19 protein-coding genes are annotated in these 17515 nt (G+C 59.7%); 9 read left to right on the forward strand and 10 right to left on the reverse strand.

The window, feature by feature from the left end:
• Positions 1-23 precede the first annotated feature (23 nt).
• A complete protein-coding gene (locus CKW14_RS08485; protein WP_008088238.1) occupies positions 24-1697 on the reverse strand; it encodes a DEAD/DEAH box helicase in 1674 nt (557 codons plus the stop codon).
• 422 nt (positions 1698-2119) lie between these two features.
• On the opposite strand from CKW14_RS08485, the gene CKW14_RS08490 reads away from it, so the two are divergent.
• Positions 2120-2911 (forward strand): crotonase/enoyl-CoA hydratase family protein, encoded by a 792-nt coding sequence (locus CKW14_RS08490; protein WP_034155234.1) that lies wholly within the window; start codon positions 2120-2122, stop codon positions 2909-2911.
• A gap of 132 nt (positions 2912-3043) precedes the next feature.
• On the opposite strand, the gene CKW14_RS08495 is transcribed toward CKW14_RS08490, so the two are convergent.
• Positions 3044-3799, reverse strand: a complete 756-nt coding sequence (locus tag CKW14_RS08495) for a spermidine synthase (protein WP_095125136.1) — start codon at positions 3797-3799, stop codon at positions 3044-3046.
• Positions 3800-3952: 153 nt separating this feature from the next.
• On the opposite strand from CKW14_RS08495, the gene CKW14_RS08500 reads away from it, so the two are divergent.
• Complete coding sequence (locus CKW14_RS08500) at positions 3953-5299, forward strand: class II 3-deoxy-7-phosphoheptulonate synthase (RefSeq protein WP_077573929.1); 1347 nt, start codon at positions 3953-3955, stop codon at positions 5297-5299.
• A gap of 98 nt (positions 5300-5397) precedes the next feature.
• Here CKW14_RS08500 and CKW14_RS08505 read toward each other — a convergent pair whose 3' ends face one another.
• Both CKW14_RS08505 and CKW14_RS08510 read right to left on the reverse strand, forming a co-directional pair.
• Complete coding sequence (locus CKW14_RS08505) at positions 5398-6624, reverse strand: winged helix-turn-helix domain-containing protein (RefSeq protein ID WP_095125137.1); 1227 nt, start codon at positions 6622-6624, stop codon at positions 5398-5400.
• Between the two features lie 80 nt (positions 6625-6704).
• Positions 6705-6926 carry a DUF1127 domain-containing protein gene (locus tag CKW14_RS08510; protein WP_095125138.1) on the reverse strand — a complete coding sequence of 74 codons (222 nt, stop codon included), beginning with the start codon at positions 6924-6926 and terminating at the stop codon, positions 6705-6707.
• Positions 6927-7022: 96 nt separating this feature from the next.
• Here CKW14_RS08510 and CKW14_RS08515 point away from each other — a divergent pair, with 96 nt between their 5' ends.
• A complete protein-coding gene (locus tag CKW14_RS08515) occupies positions 7023-7877 on the forward strand; it encodes a LysR substrate-binding domain-containing protein (RefSeq protein WP_007908606.1) in 855 nt (284 codons plus the stop codon).
• Here CKW14_RS08515 and CKW14_RS08520 read toward each other — a convergent pair.
• Complete coding sequence (locus CKW14_RS08520) at positions 7867-8616, reverse strand: sulfite exporter TauE/SafE family protein (RefSeq protein WP_176471265.1); 750 nt, start codon at positions 8614-8616, stop codon at positions 7867-7869. The two genes, CKW14_RS08515 and CKW14_RS08520, sit on opposite strands and share 11 nt — an antisense overlap.
• Before the next feature lie 109 nt (positions 8617-8725).
• Here CKW14_RS08520 and CKW14_RS08525 point away from each other — a divergent pair, with 109 nt between their 5' ends.
• The 4 genes from CKW14_RS08525 to CKW14_RS08540 all read left to right on the forward strand — a co-directional run bounded on the left by CKW14_RS08525 (position 8726) and on the right by CKW14_RS08540 (position 12001).
• Complete coding sequence (locus tag CKW14_RS08525) at positions 8726-9682, forward strand: LysR family transcriptional regulator (protein ID WP_095125139.1); 957 nt, start codon at positions 8726-8728, stop codon at positions 9680-9682.
• A 72-nt stretch (positions 9683-9754) separates the two neighbouring features.
• Complete coding sequence (locus tag CKW14_RS08530; protein ID WP_176471266.1) at positions 9755-10210, forward strand: MarR family winged helix-turn-helix transcriptional regulator; 456 nt, start codon at positions 9755-9757, stop codon at positions 10208-10210.
• 326 nt (positions 10211-10536) lie between these two features.
• Positions 10537-10956 (forward strand): organic hydroperoxide resistance protein, encoded by a 420-nt coding sequence (locus CKW14_RS08535; RefSeq protein ID WP_007908600.1) that lies wholly within the window; start codon positions 10537-10539, stop codon positions 10954-10956.
• 34 nt (positions 10957-10990) lie between these two features.
• On the forward strand, positions 10991-12001 hold the full coding sequence (locus CKW14_RS08540; RefSeq protein ID WP_095048460.1) for an alpha/beta hydrolase: 1011 nt from the start codon (positions 10991-10993) through the stop codon (positions 11999-12001).
• Positions 12002-12123: 122 nt separating this feature from the next.
• Here CKW14_RS08540 and CKW14_RS08545 read toward each other — a convergent pair whose 3' ends face one another.
• Together CKW14_RS08545 and earP are read right to left on the reverse strand one after the other, a co-directional pair.
• A complete protein-coding gene (locus CKW14_RS08545) occupies positions 12124-12693 on the reverse strand; it encodes an elongation factor P (protein WP_007908599.1) in 570 nt (189 codons plus the stop codon).
• Positions 12694-12741: 48 nt separating this feature from the next.
• Positions 12742-13884 (reverse strand): elongation factor P maturation arginine rhamnosyltransferase EarP, encoded by a 1143-nt coding sequence (gene earP / locus CKW14_RS08550; RefSeq protein WP_095048461.1) that lies wholly within the window; start codon positions 13882-13884, stop codon positions 12742-12744.
• A 124-nt stretch (positions 13885-14008) separates the two neighbouring features.
• Between earP and CKW14_RS08555 the strand changes: the two genes are divergently transcribed.
• Entirely contained in the window at positions 14009-14416 is a 408-nt protein-coding gene (locus CKW14_RS08555; protein ID WP_095048462.1) for a hypothetical protein, read from the forward strand.
• Between the two features lie 2 nt (positions 14417-14418).
• Positions 14419-14901, forward strand: a complete 483-nt coding sequence (locus tag CKW14_RS08560) for a GreA/GreB family elongation factor (protein ID WP_095048463.1) — start codon at positions 14419-14421, stop codon at positions 14899-14901.
• Positions 14902-14910: 9 nt separating this feature from the next.
• Here CKW14_RS08560 and cysB read toward each other — a convergent pair whose 3' ends face one another.
• The 3 genes from cysB to CKW14_RS08575 all read right to left on the reverse strand — a co-directional run bounded on the left by cysB (position 14911) and on the right by CKW14_RS08575 (position 17505).
• Positions 14911-15885: an HTH-type transcriptional regulator CysB gene (gene cysB, locus CKW14_RS08565; protein WP_003183769.1), complete on the reverse strand. Its 975-nt coding sequence runs from the start codon at positions 15883-15885 to the stop codon at positions 14911-14913.
• Positions 15886-15998: 113 nt separating this feature from the next.
• A complete protein-coding gene (locus tag CKW14_RS08570; RefSeq protein WP_095048464.1) occupies positions 15999-16502 on the reverse strand; it encodes a universal stress protein in 504 nt (167 codons plus the stop codon).
• Positions 16503-16599: 97 nt separating this feature from the next.
• Positions 16600-17505: a 5'-nucleotidase gene (locus CKW14_RS08575; protein ID WP_034155247.1), complete on the reverse strand. Its 906-nt coding sequence runs from the start codon at positions 17503-17505 to the stop codon at positions 16600-16602.
• Positions 17506-17515 lie beyond the last annotated feature (10 nt).

Here is a 17515-nt window from a genome sequence, read left to right on the forward strand (position 1 = left end):
CGATCAATCAGCCCAAGGGCGGATCAATCTTCGCGATAGCGACGCAGTTTCAGCTGCTTACCGGCAACGCGAGTGTCCTTCAGTTTGGTCAGGAGTTTGTCCAGACCATCTTCCGGCAGCTCGACGAGGCTGAAGCTGTCACGCACCTGGATGCGACCGATCGCTTCACGGGCCAGACCGCCTTCGTTGAGGATGGCGCCCAGCAGGTTTTTCGCAGCGATACCGTCACGCGCGCCCAGCGCGGTACGGCAACGAGCACGGCCTTCGCCCAAAGGCATTGGCGCGCGACGCTCACGGTCACCACGATCAGGACGATCACCGGTGCGCTCAGGACGGTCGCCACGCGGTGCGTTGTTCGGCACCAGTGGACGTTCCTTCTCGATGGCAGCCAGGTTCAGCGCTTGACCGTTGGTGGCTTTGCGCAGCAGCGCAGCAGCCAGAGCACGCGGGGTGCAGCCGATGTCTGCAGTCAGACGATCGAGCAGCTCACCGTGGGTCGATTCGGCATCAGCGACCAGTGGCGACAGGCTGTTGGTCAGTTTCTTGATGCGTGCATCGAGAACGGCTTGAGCGTCCGGCAGGCGAACTTCAGCGACTTTCTGACCGGTTACACGCTCGATCACTTGCAGCATGCGGCGCTCACGTGGAGTCACCAGCAGCAGTGCACGACCTTCGCGACCGGCACGGCCAGTACGGCCGATACGGTGAACGTAGGACTCTGGGTCGTACGGCATGTCAACGTTGAACACGTGAGTGATGCGCGGAACGTCCAGACCACGAGCAGCAACGTCGGTCGCGACAACGATGTCCAGACGGCCATCTTTCAGCGAGTCGATGACGCGCTCACGCTGGTTCTGGGCGATGTCACCGTTCAGCGCCGCGGCTTTGTAGCCTTTGGCGTCGAGGGCGCTGGCCAGATCCAGGGTCGCTTGCTTGGTGCGTACGAACATGATCAGAGCGTCGAAATCTTCCACTTCCAGCAAGCTGAGAACGGCCGAAGTCTTCTGGTCAGCGTGAACCAACAGGTGAGCCTGTTCGATCGCGGTAACGGTCTGGGTCTTGGTCTGGATCTTCACGTGTTGCGGATCGCGCAGGTGGCGTTCGGCAATGGCGCGGATCGACTGCGGCAGGGTCGCCGAGAACAAAACGGTCTGACGGGTCGCTGGCAGAGCCTTGAAGATGACTTCCAGGTCATCCATGAAGCCCAGTTTCAACATTTCGTCAGCTTCGTCGAGAACCAGGTGGTTCACGGTCGACAGAACTTTTTCGTCGCGACGCAGGTGGTCGCACAGACGGCCCGGAGTGGCGACAACGATCTGTGCGCCATTACGGATTGCTTTCAGTTGTGGGCCCATAGGCGCGCCGCCGTAAACGGCCACAACGGTAACGCCCGGCATTTGCTTGGCGTAGGTTTCAAAAGCGGTTGCTACTTGCAGCGCCAACTCACGAGTTGGCGCCAGGATCAGGGCTTGCGGTTCGCGCTTGGCAGGATCGATGCGGTGCAGAATAGGCAGTGCGAACGCGGCGGTTTTACCGGTACCGGTTTGCGCCTGACCAATCATGTCCTGGCCGGCCATGATGATCGGGATCGATTGCTGCTGAATCGCCGAAGGCTCTTCGTAGCCAGTCGCTGCGACGGCTGCAAGAATATTCGGGTTAAGATTAAAAGCGGCGAATCCGCCGGTTTCCTGGGTCATGGGTCTGCCTCTAAGTGCATCCGCAAAGACCCATGCTCCAAAGCTGCGCATGCCGTGTTGAGACTCAAGAGTCGCCCTGGCAGCTTTGTCGGCGGGGATTTGCGAAAACGAATGAATGAAAAAAAGAATCGTCCGGGAAGAGCCCGCAATGCGGACGTGCAGCCGAAGCTGACTTCGGGAAATGCGCTACCTAAACGCGGCCCGGTTAAAGGCCGGCGCGCACTATACCGGATTTTGCCCAAAAAGGGAGCTTTTTTTATTGCCTGAATGAGCGTGTCACCGCTGTGTAACGGGGTTTTGCGGATAATCGCGCGAAGGTCTATTTTTCAAAGGCCCGGCCCTGCGGGCGATGACGCTTAAACGATTCACTGATGTGCGGCATACCGTCGCTGCACCCGCCCTTCCCGCCCGAGGATTTCGCCATGAATCAGCCCTGCCCCGGCCGCGTCAGCCGTGAACGTCGTGGTCACGTCCATCTGATTGGCCTGGATCGAGCGGCCAAGCGCAATGCTTTCGACCTCGACCTGCTCAACGAGCTGAGCTTGGCCTACGGCGAGTTCGAGGCCGACAGCGAAGCGCGGGTGGCGGTGGTGTTCGGGCATGGCGAGCACTTTACCGCTGGCCTGGATCTGGTCAACGCCAGCTCCGCCCTCGCCCAGGGCTGGCAGGTTCCGACCGGCGGTTGCGATCCATGGGGTGTTTTCGTCGGGCCACGGGTGAGCAAGCCAGTGATTGTCGCCGCGCAGGGTTACTGCCTGACCATCGGCATTGAGCTGATGCTGGCAGCCGATATAAACCTGTGTGCGAGCAATACCCGCTTCGCGCAGATGGAAGTGCAGCGTGGGATCTTTCCTTTTGGTGGTGCGACTTTACGTTTTCAGCAGATTGCCGGTTGGGGCAACGCGATGCGCTGGCTGCTGACCGGCGATGAGTTTGATGCGCACGAGGCGTTGCACCTGGGGTTGGTGCAGGAAGTCATGGCCAGCGAAGACCTGTTGCCGCGGGCGATTGAATTGGCTGAGCGGATTGCCCGGCAGGCGCCGTTGGGGGTGCAGGCGACGTTGATGTCGGCGCGGCAGGCAAGGTATGAGGGTGAGACGGCGGCCGCGCAAGGGTTACCGGCGCTGGTGAAGAAATTGTTGGCGAGTGAGGACGCCAAGGAAGGGGTGCGGTCGCTGGTGGAGCGGCGGCCTGGCATATTCAAGGGGATCTGAGAATTATGGCGCCTGTCAGGGCGCCATCGCTGGCAAGCCAGCTCCCACAGTGACCGAGTCGTTCACACATTTTGCGTACGGCGCGAACCCTGTGGGAGCTGGCTTGCCAGCGATGGGGACAGCACTGACGCCTCAGGTGGCTGGGCGAATACTGTTGATCAACGACTGCAACGAATACCCCAACCGCGGCGCCAGCGCTTCAGCCCGGGCCGTCAGTGCCTGCATGTCCAACTCCTGATCGAGGTCCGCCGGCACAATCAGAATCACGTTGCCCTCCTTCACCGGCAACTCCCAGTAATGCCGGTGATAGAGCCCGCGCAACAACGCCGCGCCCAGAGGCTTGCCGTCATCGGTGGCCCACTGATTGATCACCAGCCAGCCACCCGGATTCAGACGCTTCTGGCAGTCGCCGAGAAAACTCCAGGCCAGATGCCCGACGCCCGGGCCGACATCGGTATACAGGTCGACAAAAATCAGATCCGCCGGCTCAGCCGTCGGCAGTAACTCCAGCGCATCGCCAACACGGATGTACAGCCGCGGATCATCGTCCAGGCCAAGGTATTCGATGGCTAGGCGCGGCACATCCGGACGCAGTTCAATGGCTTCGACATCTTCCAGCGGCAGGAACTTGAGGCAGGCCTGGGTCAATGTACCGGCGCCGAGTCCTAGAAACAGCGCGCTTTCCGGCTGCTCGTGGCACAACGCGCCGATCAGCATCGCCCGGGTGTAATCGTATTCGAGCCAGCTCGGGTCGGCGGTGAACACGCAGCTCTGCTCGATCGCATCGCCGAACTCGAGAAAGCGGTAATCGGCCACTTCCAGCACGCGAATCACGCCGAACTCATCCTGTACTTCGGCGAGCAGATGCTCGACGCGCTCCTCAGTCATTTCGTCTCCTGATGGTCACCGGGCGCGGTGACGCGATGGCACCGCTGTGGCGCCGTGGCAAAGCGGCGATTGTCGGCGATGGGGCGGGAGCAGGTCACGCACTAATTGCTGCTACCATGGGCTTCCCGTGCGTAGAACCAATTAGAGACCGTGATGAGCCAACCGTGGAGTCCTGATAGCTGGCGCGCCCTGCCGATCCAGCAACAACCTCAATATCCTGACGCGGCGCATCTGCGCCAGGTCGAGCAGACGCTAGCCAGTTATCCGCCACTGGTGTTTGCCGGCGAAGCGCGCGAACTGCGCCGCCAGTTTGCCGAAGTCACCCAGGGCCGGGCATTCCTGCTGCAGGGCGGCGATTGCGCGGAAAGCTTCGCCGAATTCTCCGCCGCGAAGATTCGCGACACGTTCAAAGTGTTACTGCAAATGGCGATCGTCATGACCTTCGCCGCCGGCTGCCCGGTGGTCAAAGTCGGGCGCATGGCCGGTCAGTTTGCCAAACCGCGTTCGGCCAACGACGAGACCATCGACGGCGTGACGCTGCCGGCTTACCGGGGCGACATCGTCAACGGCATCGGCTTCGACGAAAAGAGCCGCGTGCCGGATCCGGAGCGCCTGCTGCAGTCCTATCACCAGTCCACCGCGACCCTGAACCTGCTGCGCGCGTTTGCCCAGGGCGGTTTTGCCGACCTGCACCAAGTGCACAAGTGGAACCTCGATTTCATCGCCAACTCGGCGCTGGCAGAAAAATACAGTCACCTCGCCGACCGCATCGATGAAACCCTGGCGTTCATGCGCGCCTGCGGCATGGACAGCTCGCCGCAACTGCGCGAAACCAGCTTCTTCACCGCCCACGAAGCACTGCTGCTGAACTACGAAGAAGCCTTCGTGCGCCGCGACAGCCTGACCAACGATTACTACGATTGCTCGGCGCACATGCTGTGGATCGGTGACCGTACTCGTCAGCTCGACGGCGCGCATGTCGAATTCCTGCGCGGGGTGAACAACCCGATCGGCGTCAAAGTTGGCCCAAGCATGGACCCCGATGACCTGATCCGCCTGATCGACGTGCTCAACCCGGACAACGATCCGGGGCGCCTCAACCTGATTGCGCGAATGGGCGCGAACAAGGTGGGCGATCACCTGCCGGCGCTGATCCGCGCAGTGCAGCGTGAAGGCAAGCAGGTGTTGTGGAGTTCCGACCCGATGCACGGCAACACCATCAAGGCCAGCAGCGGCTACAAGACCCGCGACTTCGCGCAGATCCTTGGCGAGGTTAAACAGTTCTTCCAGGTGCACGAGGCGGAAGGCAGTTATGCCGGCGGCATTCACATCGAGATGACCGGGCAGAATGTCACCGAGTGCATCGGTGGTGCACGGCCGATTACTGAAGATGGCTTGTCGGATCGCTATCACACGCACTGTGATCCACGGATGAATGCTGATCAGTCGCTGGAGTTGGCGTTTTTGATTGCCGAAACCCTTAAGCAGGTTCGCCGCTAGACCGCGTCGCCTCCTTCACGAGCAGGCTCGCTCCCACACTGGATTTGTGTCGTTCGCATATCCCCTGTGGGAGCGAGCCTGCTCGCGAAGGGGCCCGCTCAGTCACAGCCTATCTGCGCCAATGCCACCCGCAACCGCGCCGCACTCTCGCGCTGACAATTCAACTGCACCCGCGCCAGCCCCAACCAATCCGCCATCCGCCGCAGATTCTCCGCCAGCGCCAGCATCCCCTGCTCATCCAGCCCCGGCTCTTCCTCGTGCACCGCATGCACCGCCAACTGCCCCGCCGCCCGCTCAGCCCGCAAATCCACCCGCGCAGCAATCCGCTCGTTGTGCAAAAACGGCAACACGTAATAGCCGTAAACCCGTTTGTCCTGTGGCGTATAAATCTCCAGCCGATAACGGAAATCGAACAAGCGCTCAGTCCGGCTGCGTTCCCAGATCAACGAATCAAAGGGCGACAGCAGCGCACTGGCCATGACCTTGCGCGGGACGCTCGGCTCCGGCAGGCAATAGGCGATTTGCCGCCAACCGGCAACCTCGCACATCTGCAACTGCCCGGCTTCAATCAGTTCCGCGAGACGTGGCCGCGCATCCGCCGGATTCAGGCGAAAGTAATCACGCAGGTCTTTTTCAGTACCGACACCCAAGGCCTGTGCCGCGTGCAACAGCAACCCGCGTTGCGCTTCGGCCTCATCAGGCAACCCCTGTTGCAGGATCGATGAAGGGATCACCCGCTCCGGCAAATCATACAAACGCTCAAAACCACGCCGCCCCGCCACCGTCACTTCACCCGCCGCGAACAGCCACTCCAGCGCATGTTTTTCCGCGCTCCAGTCCCACCACGGCCCGGCCTTGTCTGCACGGGTTGAAAGGCTGCCGGCGCCCAACGCGCCCTGCTCTTGCACCGAATTCAAGACCCGACGCACCACGTCCTGCTGCTCGCGACCGAATCTGGCCAGTTGCTGATAAATATCCTCGCCACGCCTGGCCCGCTGCATGCGCCAGCCCAGCAACGGATACATCGACATCGGCAGCAGCGAGGCTTCGTGTCCCCAGTATTCGAACAACGTGCGACGTCGCCCCGAACTCCAGGCAGCCTGGTCGAGCAAGTCGGAAGAATAGGAACCGAGACGGGAAAACAGCGGCAGGTAGTGCGAGCGCACCACGGCGTTGACGGAGTCGATTTGCAGCAAACCCAGCCTTTCGATCAGCCGGTTGACGTGTGGCGCCTTGACGGTCGGCGGCTGGCGCCCGTTGAACCCTTGGGCAGCCAGCGCCAGTCGTCGCGCCTGTTTGAGGGAAAAGGCCAGAGTCGCGGGCATGAGCATCTCCTTGTCTGCTCGCAACCTACCTCACTGGAAGAGGGTTTGTGTAGCGTTCTGCTGATCATTTATGCAGCGGGTCATTTATGCATCGGATCATCCCAGAACGGCCGCACGGACTCATGTTCAACATCGGCACGACTGACGCCGATGTCTTTCAACGCTTCGTCGCTCAGACTGGCAAGCAACTCGCGTTCACGGTGCAATTCGTACCAGCGGCTAAACTTGTGCAGCAGGTCGGAAACGATATGGCCGTGGCCGGAAAATTTTGCGTTGTCTACATACTCTCTTTGACCTTTCATCGTGTTGCCTCCTTTGTGGATGGCTCAAGTCTCGCGCCGGCGCTAAGATCAATCCAACGAATGTTTCTGATGGCATGCATCACGGAGATTCATCAATTGTCGGCCTACCCCAGTATCGATACCGATGTCCTGCGCACCTTTGTCGCGATTGCCGATCAGGGCGGTTTCACCCGCGCCGGCGAAATGGTCAACCGCACGCAATCGGCGGTGAGCATGCAGATGAAGCGTCTGGAAGAAGACGTGTTGCAGCGGCAGTTGTTTGAGCGCGACGGACGCCAGGTGCGCCTGACCGCTGAAGGCCAGGTGCTGCTCGGATACGCGCGGCGCATCCTCAAGCTGCACAGCGAAGTGTTCAACACCTTGCGCGAGCCGCACATGGTCGGCACCGTGCGCATCGGCACGCCGGATGACTACGTGATGCGTTTTCTGCCGGGGATCCTGTCGCGGTTTGCGCAGTTCTATCCACTGATCCAGATCGAAGTGCATTGCGAATCGACCAAACAACTGTTGCAGCGTACTGACCTGGATTTGTCGATCGTCACCCGTGAACCGGGCAACGAAATCGGTCAGTTGCTGCGCAAGGAGCGTTTTGTCTGGGCCGAGGCGCAGAATTTCAGCGCCCACGAACAAACGCCACTACCTCTGGCGATGTTCAACAGTGATTGTTTCTGCCGCTTGTGGGCGTGTAACGCACTGGATGCGATGGGCCGCGAATACCGCATCGCTTATAACAGCACCAGCCTCTCGGCGTTGATGGCGGTGGTGAGCGCGGGTCTGGCGATCACCGCGCAACTGGAAAGCCTGATCACCCCGGACATGCGCATTCTCGGCGCCGCCGAAGATCTGCCGCTGTTGCCCGAGGCCAGCATCATGCTGATCCGCAACCTGAACAATCCGTCGCCGATCACCGAGTGCCTGGCCGAGCATATCGTCGAAGGTTTTAAACTTTAAACGCGAGCATCACCGCACACAGCACCAGGAAACCGCAGAACAGCCCGCGCAGAAGTTTTTCCGGCATGGCGTGGGCAACTTTCACCCCCCAACTGATGCTCGCCAGACCGCCGATGGCCAGCGGCAGGCCGATCATCCAGTCCACTTCGTTATGCACCGCGTAGGTCACCAGGGTCACGCCGGTGCTTGGCAACGCCAGCGCCAGCGACAAGCCCTGAGCGACCACTTGCGTGGTGCCGAAGAGGCTGGTCAGCACCGGCGTTGCTACCACGGCACCGCCGACACCGAACAAGCCGCCCATGGTTCCGGACGCCGCACCGAGGACGCCGAGCCAAGGCCAGGAATAGCGCATCTCGGAAGTCGCAGCGGGTTGCCTGCCGAACATCTTCAGCAGGTTGTACGCCGAGAGCACCACCAGGAAAGCGACAAAACCGATGCGCATGGTTTGCGCATCGATACCCACCGCCCAGATCGAACCGATCCACGCAAAGCAAAAACCCATCACCGCCAAGGGCAACGCATGCCGCAGTTCGATGCGATTGCGCTGGTGATAGCGCCACAGCGCCAGCATCACGTTCGGCACCACCATGACCAGCGCCGTGCCTTGGGCAATCTGCTGATCGAGGCCGAACCACACACCGAGCAACGGAATGGCGATCAAACCGCCACCGATACCGAAAATGCCACCAAGGGTGCCAAGCGCGGCGCCGAACAGCAGGTACAACAAAAACTCCATCACAGCTCAATTCCTCTTACGTCAGGCGATTCATCCTACGCAGTCGTGGCTGGCGGGGAAACGCACAGCAACGCACAATGGCAATGCTGATTTCGCACAAGCGTGAATTCTTATGAACCCCAACCAACTGACTGAACAATTAGGGTTGTTTCTCGATGTGCTGGAGAGTGGCAGTTTTTCCGCCGCCTCGCGCCGTCATCCGCTGACACCTTCGGCCGTTGCGCGACGCATCGACAGCCTGGAAAGCGCCGTCGGCAGCCAGTTATTTATACGCAGCACCCACGCCGTCAGAGCCACACCCGCCGGTCTGGCGTTTGCTGAACGTGCCCGGCGCATTGTCGCCGAGTTGCAACTGGCGCGGGCCGAAGCCGTGTCCTTGAGCAGCGCGCCGGAAGGTTTGATTCGCATCGACGCCCCCGCCGCGTTCGGGCGACGGCATCTGGCACCGGTGATTGCCGACTTTCTCATCCTCTACCCGGGGCTGGATGTGCAGTTGCACTTGATCGACAGTTTCGTCGACATGGGCGGCTCGAACCTGGGCAAGGTCGATCTGGTACTGCGTGCCGGGCAAATGGCTGACACGCGATTGGTGGCCACGCCTTTGGCGAGCATGGTGCGCATAGCCTGTGCCAGTCCTGACTATCTCAAACGCCGGGGCGTGCCCGGCAGTCCGGCACAACTTGGTGAACATGACGGTCTGGACTGGGAAGGCCTCGCCCCGCCCTTCGCCTGGCGGTTCGAGCAGGACGGCCAGATGCATTTGCACCGCCCGGCGCGCATCCGCATGAGCGCCAACAATGCCGAAGCGCTGGTGTGTGGGGCTTTGGCGGGATTAGGGATTGCGCATTTGCCGACCTGGCTGGCGAGCGAATACCTGCTGCGCGGTGAACTGGTCCCGCTGTTCTGCGAGAACGGTCTGCCGGCCCCGGAATCCACCGGCATCTACGCACTGCGCATGGAACAGCAAACCAACTCGCGCAGCCGCTTGTTGCTTGAATACCTCAAGACTCGTTTCAGTCCAGTGCCGCCGTGGGATCTGGCGCTGCAACGAGATCTCGACCGCCATTAGACCCGGAGAATTATCTGGCGCATTAAAGATTCGAGCGCTAGATTCATGACCATCACCGAACAAGGCTTTGACATGACTTCCCAACGCGACACCTGCGACGACCTGCTGCTGGATAACCAGGCCTGCTTCGCCCTGCATTCCACTTCGCTGATGATGACCAAGGTCTACAAGCCGCTGCTGCAAGCCTTGAACCTGACCTATCCGCAGTACCTGGCGATGATGGTGTTGTGGGAGAAGGATGGATTGACGGTCGGAGAAATCAGCTCGCGGTTGCTGACCGATCCCGGCTCGCTGACTCCGCTGCTCAAACGCCTGGAGGGCGAAGGGTTGCTCAGCCGCACGCGCAGTCGTGAGGATGAGCGGGTAGTGATTGTCGAGCTGACCGAGCAAGGCCGAGCGCTGAAAGAAAAAGCCCAGACCGTTCCGCAATGCATCCTCGGCGCCAGCGGCTTCTCTCTGGAACGCCTGCAGAAGCTGCAATCAGAGTTGCAGGCGCTACGCGGTCACTTGCAAGAAAGCCTGATCTGACCTTCACACAGTCCCTGTGGGAGCGAGCCTGCTCGCGAATGCGTAGTGTCAGTCGGTATGAATGGTGACTGATACACCGCATTCGCGAGCAGGCTCGCTCCCACATTGGGTTCATCGACAGCAAAATATTTTCACCACCTGATCTACCGCGCAATCCGCTCTAACTCAAGCCTTACAGCCACCCTCTCATACCCGCCCCTTCGTGGAAGTGCAGCTTTTTCAAAAATTTATCTTGCGCACTAAATATTCGCGCGATACATTTACCTCGCACTTACTTGGCGCGCAAACAATTAGCGCACAAAACCACACCCAATGAGGCTCACACCATGCAAACTCTCTACACCGCAATCGCAACCTCCACTGGCGGCCGTGATGGTCGTGCGATCTCCAGCGACAACATCCTCGACGTCAAACTCGCCACTCCGAAAGAACTCGGCGGTGCCGGCGGCGCGGCAACCAACCCTGAGCAACTGTTCGCTGCCGGCTACTCGGCCTGCTTCATCGGCGCACTGAAATTCGTCGCCAGCCAGACCAAACGCAAAATCCCTGACGACGCCTCGATCACCGCTCATGTCGGTATCGGCCAGATCCCCGGTGGCTTCGGTCTCGACATCGATTTGCACATCAGCCTGCCTGGCCTGGAACAAGCCGACGCACAAGCGCTGGTCGACGCGGCCCACCAGGTCTGCCCGTACTCCAACGCCACCCGTGGCAACGTCGATGTGCGTCTGCACGTCACCGTTTAACTGCTGATACCCCAGGCCCGAACAGGAAATGAACATGCACACTTTCAGCAAAGTCTTGACCGGTACCCTTCTCGCCCTGTCCATCCACAGTGCATTTGCCGGTGATGTCGAACACAACACTCAGGCATTTCTCGATGTGCTGAATGCCGGCACCGGCAAACCGATGGAACAGCTGACACCCAAAGATGCCCGCGCCGTGCTGGTCGGCGCGCAGTCCGGGGTCAAGCTGACGCTGCCCAAAACGGACGTCAGCGAGAAAACCATCCAGATCGATGGCCAACCGTTGAGCCTGACCATCGTCCGGCCGGCCGGGGTCAAGGGCGAGCTGCCAGTGTTCATGTTCTTCCACGGTGGTGGCTGGGTGCTGGGCGATTTCCCGACGCACGAGCGGCTGGTGCGGGATCTGGTGGTCGGTTCAGGAGCGGCGGCGGTGTTCGTCAATTACACGCCTTCACCGGAAGCGCATTACCCGGTGGCGATCAACCAGGCCTACGCGGCAACGAAGTGGGTCGCCGAGCACGGCAAAGAAATCAATGTCGATGGGAAACGTCTGGCCGTCGCAGGCAACAGCGTCGGCGGCAACATGGCGGCCGTGGTTGCACTGATGGCCAAAGACAAAGGCACGCCGGCGATCAAGTTCCAGGTGCTGTTGTGGCCTGTGACGGACGCCAATTTCGACACCGGCTCCTACAACCAGTACGCCGAAGGGCACTTCCTCACGCGCAACATGATGAAGTGGTTCTGGGACAACTACACCACCGACGCCAAGCAGCGAAACGAGATTTACGCGTCGCCGCTGCGGGCCACCACTGCACAACTGAAGGGCCTGCCGCCAGCACTGGTGCAGACCGCAGGCGCCGATGTGCTGCGTGATGAAGGTGAAGCCTACGCACGCAAACTCGACGAGGCCGGTGTAGCGGTGACGTCGGTGCGTTACAACGGCATGATCCACGATTACGGTTTGCTTAACGTGGTCAGCCAGGTGCCGGCAGTACGTTCGGCGATGTTGCAGGCATCTGAAGAACTCAAGCAACACTTGAAGTAACCACAATCCCATTGTGGGAGTGAGCCTGCTCGCTCCCACAGGGGATTGTGTGAAGCTCAAATCGCAGGCACAAAAAAGCCCGGCTCAATGGCCGGGCTTTTTCTTTCCGTAAAAAGCAGTGCTTATTTGGCACGGCCTTTGTAGGAACCGCCTTCGCGGGTGTCGATTTCGATCTTGTCACCGATTTCGATGAAGTCAGCAACTTGCAGCTCGGTACCGTTGGCCAGCTTGGCTGGCTTCATGACTTTGCCGGAAGTGTCGCCACGAGCCGAACCTTCGGTGTAGTCAACTACGCGCACGATGGTGGTCGGCAGCTCTACGGAAACCAGACGCTCTTCGAAGAAGATCGCTTCGCAAACATCGGTCATGCCTTCTTCAACGAAAGGCAGAACAGCTTCGATGTCTTCAGCGTTCAGCTCGTACATGGTGTAGTCAGTGGTGTCCATGAACGTGTAGGTGTCGCCGCTGATGAAGGACAGGGTCGCTTCTTTGCGGTCGAGGATTACGTCGTCCAGTTTGTCGTCAGCGCTGTAAACGATCTCGGTCTTGTAACCGGTCAGCAGGTTTTTCAGCTTGGTCTTCATGATCGCGCTGTTACGGCCCGACTTGGTGAATTCAGCTTTCTGAACCAGCCAAGGATCGTTCTCGAGACGGATCACGGTACCGGGTTTCAGTTCTTTACCAGTTTTCATTGCGAATATCCGAATTTGGATGGGATTTACAAAAATCTAGGCCGCGTATCATATCCAATTTAGGTAAAACTGTACCAGCGCTGCGGCAAGATCGGCCTGCAAGCCTTGTTCCAGACACCACGCTTCGGCATTTTCCTGCAGTTCTGGCCAATGATTGCGGACTTCGAGCCACTGTTCACCGATGGGCTGACCGGCGCTCCAGGCTCGCCACAGACCGTTCATCGCCTCGGCAGCGGCCGGTGATAGACCTTTTGTGTAAAGCGCGAGGAAGGCATCAAGCTTGTCCAGATGGATGTCTTCGTCCTGCTGATAGATGTGCCAGAGCATCGGCCGCCCCGCCCACTGCGCCCGCACGAACGAGTCCTCACCACGCACCGCGTTGAAATCACAGCACCAGAGCAACTGATCGTATTGATCCTGACGGACGAACGGCAACACCTGCACAGTCAAAGACTGCCGCACATTAATCTCGCCCACCGTCAGGGCTTCCACCCCGAGCCAGCGCGCCACGTCGCCAAGAATCCGCCCCTCCGGCACCAACAGGTGAGTCGGCGCAGCGTCCGCCGCCAAAACGTCCAGCCAACTGGCCAGCCCGGCATTCTCGTAGGCAAACAACGAAATCAGCTCGGCGTCAGACGCAGGATCGATCCCGAGACCTTGCAGGAATTGCCGTTGAGCTTCGGCATCCTGTTGAAACTGCCGACGCTGCTCGAGCAAGCCGCGCTCACGCAACAGCCCGCCAGTGCCTGGCTGGAATCCGGGAAAGAAAAAGAACTTCTGCACCGATTTGTATTTGACCGACGGCAAGCCGTGACAACCAATCACCCAGTCTTCGGCGCTGAGATAGTCGAGGTTCATCCACAAGGGCGGCGGCTCTCGCGTGGCCATCGCGTCCATGTAATCACTGGGCAACTGACAGGCGAACGCAGCGATCACCACATCCGCCGCCTCTATGTGCACCCACTCGGCTGGCCAGTGCCGCACTTCGACACCTTGTTGCCATTGCTGTGAGGCGTTGATATCAATCGCCGGACAAATGCGTTCGAAGGCGCGCAGATCATCGACCCACAATCGCACCGTCAAACCGTGCTCAGCGGCCAATTGCCGGGCCAGGCGCCAGGTCACGCCGATGTCGCCAAAGTTGTCGACCACGGTGCAAAAAATATCCCAGCGGGGTTTCAATTGCGGCATTCAAGACTCCCGTTGGCAAAAGCTGCGATTGTCCGCATAAATCACCTCGCGCAGAAGAGCCGACGGCGATTAATCTTCGTGCGACAATCGCCACTTGCCCGCAATCATCCGCCAGGAGGCAGCCATGCCGTATCGCCCCAATCCGCGTCGCCCGTTGCCTGTTCAGCTTAGCGCGCTGCATTTGACCGGCAGCATTGCCCTGGGCATGTGGCTGGGCTTTGTCGCCATTGCGCTGACTTGCTGGCTGCTGTCGCAGTTTGTCTTCAAAGAACAACTGGCACCGGTTGCACAAGCGGTGCAGCAACTGGCCAATCCGCCGGCCGTGCAGGTACAACCGGATATTGCGCCGCCGAGCCCGCAGTTCCAGCAGTACGAAGAAAACCTGCGCAAGAACGAACAACAGGCACGTCTGGATCAGGCACGCGGCAGCACGCGTAACCTGTCCAATCCGAAGTGCCAGTTCTGGCTGCAACAGGATCAGACGGCCCCGAGCGAAAAAAGCCGCGCCAACGTTTTGCAATTTTGCGATTGATCATGAACAAGCACATCGTCCACCAACTGATTCTCGACAAACTGCGCATCGACCTCGACATCGCCGAACGCGCCGCGCAAACCGCTTACGAAACCGCGACGCACGAAGAAAACATCGCCGAAAACAAGTACGACACGCTGGGTCTGGAAGCGTCGTATCTGGCAGCCGGGCAAGCAAAACGGGTCGAGGAAATCCGTAAGTCACTGGCGTTGTGCCAGAACCTGACGCTGCGAGCCTACGATGAAAATCGTGGTATCGAAGTCGGTGCCCTGCTCGGCCTGGAGGACGAAAAGGGTCGCGAGCAATGGCTGTTTCTGGCGCCGGATGCAGCAGGCCTGAAAGTCGATGTGGTCGGTCAGCCGATTACCGTCATCACTCCGCGCTCGCCGCTGGGCAAAGGTCTGCTGGGCAAGTGCGAAGGTGATGAGGTGGAGATTCTGGTGGCGGGCACCCGGCAACAGTTTGCTGTCACCGAGGTGCTTTGATTCAACGAATCAGTGAACCGGCAGTTCGACGCCGTCGAACAGTTCTTCCAGTTCCTGCTTGTTGTGGCACTGAATGGCTTTGGCCATGACTTCGCGAGTCAGGTGCGGCGCGAACTTCTCGATGAAGTCGCACATGAAGCCGCGCAGGAAAGTGCCGCGACGGAAACCGATCTTGGTCACGCTCGATTCGAACAGTTCGCTGGCGTCCAGCACCACCAGATCGTTGTCGAGTTTGGTGTCGACTGCCATTTTAGCGACGATGCCCACGCCCAGCCCCAGACGCACGTAAGTCTTGATCACGTCGGCGTCGGCTGCGGTGAACACCACTTTCGGTGTCAGACCACGATGGCTGAAAGCTTCGTCGAGTTTCGAACGACCGGTAAAACCGAACACGTAAGTCACGATCGGGTATTCGGCCAGCGCTTCCAGGGTCAGCTTTGGCAACTTGGTCAGCGGATGGCCCTGCGGTACGACCACGCAACGATTCCAGCGGTAGCACGGCATCATCACCAGATCGCCGAACAGCTCCAGCGCTTCAGTGGCGATGGCAAAATCCACAGTGCCATCAGCGGCCATTTCGGCGATCTGCATCGGCGAACCCTGGTGCATGTGCAGCGCCACGTCCGGGTATTGCTTGATGAAATTGCTGATCACCGGCGGCAGTGCATAACGTGCTTGGGTGTGGGTGGTGGCGATCGACAGGGTGCCTTTCTTCTCGTTGGAGAATTCCTGGGCGATCTGCTTGATGCTTTCGACCTTGCGCAGAATCTCACCGGCGGTGGTGATGATGCGCTCGCCGGCCGGGGTCACGCGGGTCAGGTGTTTGCCGCTGCGGGCAAACACTTCGACGCCGAGTTCGTCTTCCAGCAGGCGGATTTGTTTACTGATGCCCGGTTGCGAGGTGTAAAGGCTTTGGGCTGTAGCGGAAACGTTGAGGTCGTGGTGCGCCACTTCCCAGATGTAGCGCAATTGTTGAAGCTTCATATGAATCCCTCAAAGCAGGTAGACGCCACGGGCATCAGCGACGGTATATAACTATATTAATGGTTTGAATAATAAATCTAGAACTTTTTTATCAAAGCGCCATTATTCCTGCCTTAGCGATCCTCCCGCCGCCGCCGCTCCACTAACGGCACCAGATAAACCGGCACCTTGGCCAATTGCAGGACCCGCGCCGCCGTGCGCCCCAACGGCGTTTCCGCGCCCACCCCATGGCTATGACTGCCTACGATCAGCAGATCGACGGAGAGTTTCTGCACCTGGTCGAGAATCACCTGCGACGGATCGCCCTGCAGCACGCGCACGGCGCGAATGCGCTGCAGATCCAGCTCGCCTTCATCTCCCAATTCTTCGCGAAAACTGTCCAGCACCCGCTGCTCGATATTGGCAATGACAGTTTTCAGACCCTGGCTGTGAAATTCGTTCAATGCCTGCTCGTCGAGATAACTCTGCAATACCGATTCGGCAAACAACCCCATCGGCTCCACCGCGTGCACCACGTACAGATCGGCATTGAACGTTCGCGCCAATGCCAGGGCATGCTGCATGACTAACGGTGCGTACAGACCGAGGTCAGTGGCATACAGCATCGAACGAATCATATGACCTCCTCGCGTGCCAACATGGCGGAGATTTGATTCAGCTTAGCAGTGCCTTGGCGACTACGACGGGCGACGCAACGTCTTGAAGCACAGGGCTTTAGATGGACGGCTCATTGCTGATGCCGTGAGGCACGTGACCGGTGGCGACCACTTCGCGGGCGAGCTCGCAGTGGCCGGCCTGATCGTCGAAAAACACGTCGGCAGCAAACGCTTCGAGAAACGCCGACTTGGTCAGGCCACCGAGAAACAGTGACTCGTCGAGACGAATGTCCCACTCGCGCAAGGTGCGGATCACCCGCTCATGGGCCGGCGCCGAACGTGCAGTGACCAGCGCCGTGCGGATCGGGCAATCGTCATCGGGAAACTCGCGCTGCAACAGATTGAGCGCCGCCAGAAAGCCCTTGAACGGCCCACCGCGCAACGGCTCGCGAGCCGACTCACGCTCCTTGGCCTGAAACGCTTCGAGCCCGCCGGACTGATAGACGCGTTCCGACTCGTCGGAAAAAATCACTGCGTCGCCGTCGAAGGCGATGCGCAATTCGTCGCTGGCCGCACGGCTCGCTCCGCCGGAAAGAATCGTCGCAGCGGCGAAACCGGCATCCAGCGCCGCGCGCACATCTTCGGCATGGGTCGACAAAAACAGGTCACAACCAAAGGCTTTGAGATACGGATACGGACTGCGCCCACCGACAAACGCCGCACGGGAAATCGCCAGACCGTAATGGTGAATCGAGTTGAACACGCGCAGGCCGGTGTCGGCGCTGTTGCGCGAGACCAGAATCACCTCGACCCGCGCGCGGCCGAGGCGACTGTTGAGTGCCAACAGTTTTTCCACCAGCGGGAAGGCATCGCCGGGCGCAAGAATTTCGTCTTCGTGCTCGATCTGATATTGCCGATAGGCTTCAACGCCGCTCGACAGATAGACCTTGTGGCTCTCGCTCAGGTCGAACAAGGCGCGCGACGAAATCGCCAGCACCAGTTTGTCATCGATGTTTTTGGCCATGCTTTCCCCC

Source organism: Pseudomonas sp. Irchel s3a12, from assembly GCF_900187485.1.
In the GTDB taxonomy this organism is placed as follows: domain Bacteria; phylum Pseudomonadota; class Gammaproteobacteria; order Pseudomonadales; family Pseudomonadaceae; genus Aquipseudomonas; species Aquipseudomonas neuropathica.